This is a genomic window from Gordonibacter sp. (genome assembly GCF_036667095.1).
In the GTDB taxonomy this organism is placed as follows: Bacteria; Actinomycetota; Coriobacteriia; order Coriobacteriales; family Eggerthellaceae; genus Gordonibacter.
Genome location: NZ_JAVWUP010000198.1, coordinates 1 through 4,230 on the forward strand (window position 1 = coordinate 1; position 4,230 = coordinate 4,230).

The following is a 4,230-nucleotide window of genomic DNA, read 5'->3' on the forward strand; positions in this document are numbered from 1 at the left end:
CATCGCCGAAGTTGTCGAAGCATAAGCCGTCTCCAGTAATCAAACCCACAGGCAAACTTAGTGTTCGCCAACGCGATGTTGGCGAGCACGAGAATCTGCTTGACCTAGCGAACATATCCAGCAAAAGAGCTAGGCCGATGGACAGCGAGCCCATCATCAAAGGGAACCTTCGCCTCAACTCAAGTACGTGACGCGCAAATGTTTCCCGAACAGAGGTTTAGCAACCCAGGACGCATGGCTCTGTCAAAGCACCGTTCTTGATCGGTGCTATTTTAACGTGTATACTATCGTGAAAATTATAGTGAAAACATGGCACCGATCAGCAAGGAGAATGGCCATGGCCTTAACTGCCACCGTACTCGACAACATGGTATCCGTTTCGGCATTCAGCCGAGGAAAAGCGGCTCAGGCATTTTCTGCCGCCACTGACGCCTCCCCCGTGGTCGTTCTTAAGAACAACGCACCCTTTCGCATCATCACCACTCCCGACGAATACGCCTATCTTTCAGAAGTTGAAGCTGACATGGTCCTTATGGCAGAAGCGATGGCGCGTTTGAGCCAAAACGTCGAAAACACTGGTATCTCAGCAAGCGAAGTATACGCTGATCTGGGCATTTCCCAAGACGAACTTGAGCACATGGATGATGTGGAGCTTTCCTAATGTGGGAGCTCGAATATCTGCCTGAAGCAAAAGAAGATTTGCGACGCCTCGATAACTCGCAGCGTCTTCGCGTGGCAAAAGCTCTCGAGAAGGTGCGGGCAAACCCCCAATCGAGCGACGAGGGCGGCTTTGGCAAACCTCTGGGAAACAAGAGGGTTTCCCAATTAAGCGGGCTGATGAAAATAAAGCTAAAAAACGAGGGTATCCGCATCGTCTATAAACTTGAGCGCACAGAGAGCTGCATGCGCGTTATCGTTATCGGTGCCCGCTCCGATAACGAAGTGTATCGCGAAGCCGTCAAGCGTCGCCAATCGTACGGACTCTGAAGCCATCAATGCACCTTGTCAGCACACAGAAGCTGAACGCGAAGACGAAGTAGCGAAAGAAAGTGGTGTAAAAAATTGAGTGCACCCTGTTTATCATACTTCAAAGGGGCCCGCATCATACGCGAGCCCCGCATCATCCCAATCGTAAACCACTCTCTGCGGGATACCGACCCAGCCCCCGCGGCCTTCGCGATCTTTACGATCGAGTAGGTTTACCTGATCTAGAAAGTCTACGTAACCGAGGAGCCCTACGCAGCGATCTGCGGCGCATCCTCGCGGCGCGCCATAGCCTGCTCGTAGTCCTTGGTACCCACGAACACTTCCTGCGTGTACGGGTTGCGCTTGAGCTTCTTCGCGCGATACATGATGTAGGCGAAAGCTGCCACGTTCGCCAAAAGCGCGATAACCGATACCACCAGGTTCACGTTCGGGTTATTCACCGACTGCACCGCAAAAACGCTGGTATCTTGGAATGCCGGGAATACTTGAGCAAACATGCACCAGATAGCAAGCGTGAATGCGCGGTTTTGAATCCAACCGCCCTTGTTCCAAATCATCGCCGCCACGGTGGGAGCCAGTAGCAGTGCCAAACCGCAGTAGAACGCATGCGTGGGAAGGCAGTTATAGGTGTAGCAGAAGTTCCACAGGTCGTAGGCGATAATGAATACCCAGGTCATATCGGGCCAGAGCATGTCCTGCTTCTTCTTGGACACGTAGACGCCGAACCAGCCGGTCATGCACGCGATGTTGATAAGCCCGGCCACACCGTTGAACACGTTGTGCCAGCCGCCGTAGAGCGTCACACCCTCGCTGGAAACCCAGGTGGTACCCCAGGCGCGAATGGCGCTCTCGAAGTCGCTGACTACAGCGATAAGGATGTTGACGGCCACGATAATGAACGGGAAGCAGAGGAACCAGTGCTTCTTGCCCGGACCCCAGGCGTACTTGATGGCCATGAAGCCGACACAACCGATGGTGGCCGCATAGAGCTTCGCGTAATGGAACCAGCTGCTCATGTGCAGGTACGTGGGGTTGTTCAGCGCCCATTCGGCCCCCATGCCCACACCCACATAGATAGCCACAAAATAGATCGTGAGGGCCGCCGGTACTGCAATGAAGCAGAAGATGCCGCCCGCCTTCGAACGGCGCGCGATCTCGTTGATGAGGATAAGGCCGACGAACACCATGGCCCATCCGGCCCATTGGTAGACGGCGTTCTCGCCATAGACTTGGAACAACATAAAAACCTTCTTTCTCGCAAACCCGATAACCAAAAGCACCTTTTACTGTTATTTTACGCCCCGTGCTGCCCGTCATTTCGAACGCAGAGCCGCAGCGCCAGTACCAGCATGGCGGCATTCGCCGCCGCAGCCAAAGCGAGCCAACCCGCAGACGCGAAGCCATCGATATGCGCCACGTTGATGGACGCGAACGCAGGCACGGCGAACGCCATAACCACCAGGCCGCACACCAGTGCAGCAGCGATCATGCCGATGCCTACGCTGCGGGGGCTTTTTGCCCGCGCCACACAGGCGCAGGCCACAGCACACGCTGCGGCGTTCAGCAGTATCACGGCCACTATCAGCGCGAAGCCCATAAGCATCATGCCGCCGTCCAACACCAGCTTCGTCTTCATGGAGGCCAGCTGCACGGCCGACATGATGCCGCTTGCGAACACGAGCGCGCATACCAGTCCTGCCACCGTCGTGGCAGCCCCGAGCGCAAGCGCCGGGCCGAACCCAGCCAGGCTTCGTACGCCCTGGCCATACCAGTACGCGTACACCAGTACCGCGGCCACCGACAGCGCGCACACCAGACCGCCCAGCATCATGAACGCCACCAATGCAGGACCCGTGAGCGCCGAGCACACCTGGTTCAGCAGCGTACCCGTAGACGCAGCGATGTAGTCGTAGGTGAGCACGCCGAACGCATCCATGGCGGCAAGCCCTATGCGCCCGACCACGGCCACGGCAAGCGCCACGCCAAACACGCACAGAAACGACCACCTCACGTCTTTCATGGCGGGAGACGGCGAGGATGCACCGCTCATCTGGCTGCTCATTTCGCCACCTCGCTTCCCAGCTCGTTTTGCACCGCAAACGTACCGCACAGATATCCGCCACAGAACGCCAGGCTCACATCGCCCAAAAGCGAGCCTAGGATCGGATCGCCGATGTAGCTGTTCTCGCCGCAGGCACCGCCAGCCGTATGCCAGCCCGCATACAGGCCAGGAACAACCGTGCCCTTGGTGGACACTACCTGCATCTCGTCGTTGATGAGCAGCCCCGCCTTCGTGCCGTACAGGTTGCCGCCGATGCGGCAGCCGTAGAACGGCGGGTCTTTGATGGCATGCAGCCACTCAGGTTCCATGGGGTACATGAAGTCGTCCTCGCCGCGTGCGCACGTTTCGTTCCACGTATCCACCGCCGCCTGCAGCACTCCGGGCTGAAAACCCAGGTCACGCTCAAGCTCCTCCAGCGTGTCACGCTTCTTCAGCACATCGGCATCGAGCGCGTCCTGCACGCCGTGGTGCCAGTCGCGGTAGTGCTCAGGCACTTTGTCGATCTGCTCCAGGTCGGGCGTGATCAGCTTGCGGCAGTGCTCTTGGGCGAACCCGGCCAGATGGTCCTCGTAGTGCGCGTCGAAGATGATGTAGCTGCGGTGCCCCGGAGGCGTCATCTGGATAGTGGCCAGGTCGCCCAACGCATAGATGGCATCGGCCCCGTCTTCCTTCACCCGGCTGTCCATGTAGCGCAGGCGGTTGCCGCAGCGATCGACTGTGAACCACGGCTGGCGCGAGAGCTGCGTCATGCCGTCGTAGAGGAAGCGCGCCCATTGTCCGCCCTCGGCTTGCCAGTCCACCCCGCCGTCGAACGAGGCAGAGCTGTTGAAGCCCGATACATCCGCACCGGCGCCCAACCCCATGCGGAAGCACTCGCCCGTCTCGCCGCCGGTAAGGTAGCTGGACGCACAGCCCATAGCAGCCGTGGGAATGTACTTGTCCAGCAGCGCCTTGTTGTTACAGAAGCCGCCCGCCGTAAGAATGACCCCCCGTGTAGCGTGAATATACACTTCGCGCTCGTAGTCCTCCCGACACACCACGCCCACCACGCGTCCGTCGTCGTCGACCACTAAGGCCTCGGCTGGGCTCTGGAAGTGGTAGTCCACCCCGTGGCGCTGTCCGAAGGCGAACATGGCATCGGTGGCGTCCTTCATCTTCTGCACGTGGTGGTCCAGCGTGGA

The 4,230-nt window shown here is 58.5% G+C and carries 5 protein-coding genes; 2 read left to right on the forward strand and 3 right to left on the reverse strand.

The genetic code is table 11. The features are described from left to right. Window positions 1-337: 337 nt before the first annotated feature. Entirely contained in the window at window positions 338-661 is a 324-nt protein-coding gene (locus RR842_RS12300) for an antitoxin PHD (RefSeq protein WP_332514179.1), read from the forward strand. Continuing rightward, window positions 661-987 carry a type II toxin-antitoxin system RelE/ParE family toxin gene (locus RR842_RS12305; protein WP_332514177.1) on the forward strand — a complete coding sequence of 109 codons (327 nt, stop codon included), beginning with the start codon at window positions 661-663 and terminating at the stop codon, window positions 985-987. The genes RR842_RS12300 and RR842_RS12305 overlap by 1 nt, the downstream gene beginning before the upstream one ends. Before the next feature lie 248 nt (window positions 988-1,235). On the opposite strand, the gene RR842_RS12310 is transcribed toward RR842_RS12305, so the two are convergent. From RR842_RS12310 to RR842_RS12320, 3 genes are all read right to left on the reverse strand, one after another. Further along, the gene (locus RR842_RS12310; protein WP_332729922.1) at window positions 1,236-2,228 is read right to left on the reverse strand and encodes a DUF5692 family protein; all 993 of its coding nucleotides are present in this window, start codon (window positions 2,226-2,228) and stop codon (window positions 1,236-1,238) included. Window positions 2,229-2,281: 53 nt separating this feature from the next. Next, window positions 2,282-3,049 (reverse strand): hypothetical protein, encoded by a 768-nt coding sequence (locus tag RR842_RS12315; RefSeq protein ID WP_332514175.1) that lies wholly within the window; start codon window positions 3,047-3,049, stop codon window positions 2,282-2,284. After that, a partial coding sequence (locus RR842_RS12320; protein ID WP_332729923.1) for an FAD-binding protein occupies window positions 3,046-4,230 on the reverse strand: 1,185 nt, incomplete at its 5' end. The genes RR842_RS12320 and RR842_RS12315, both read right to left, overlap by 4 nt.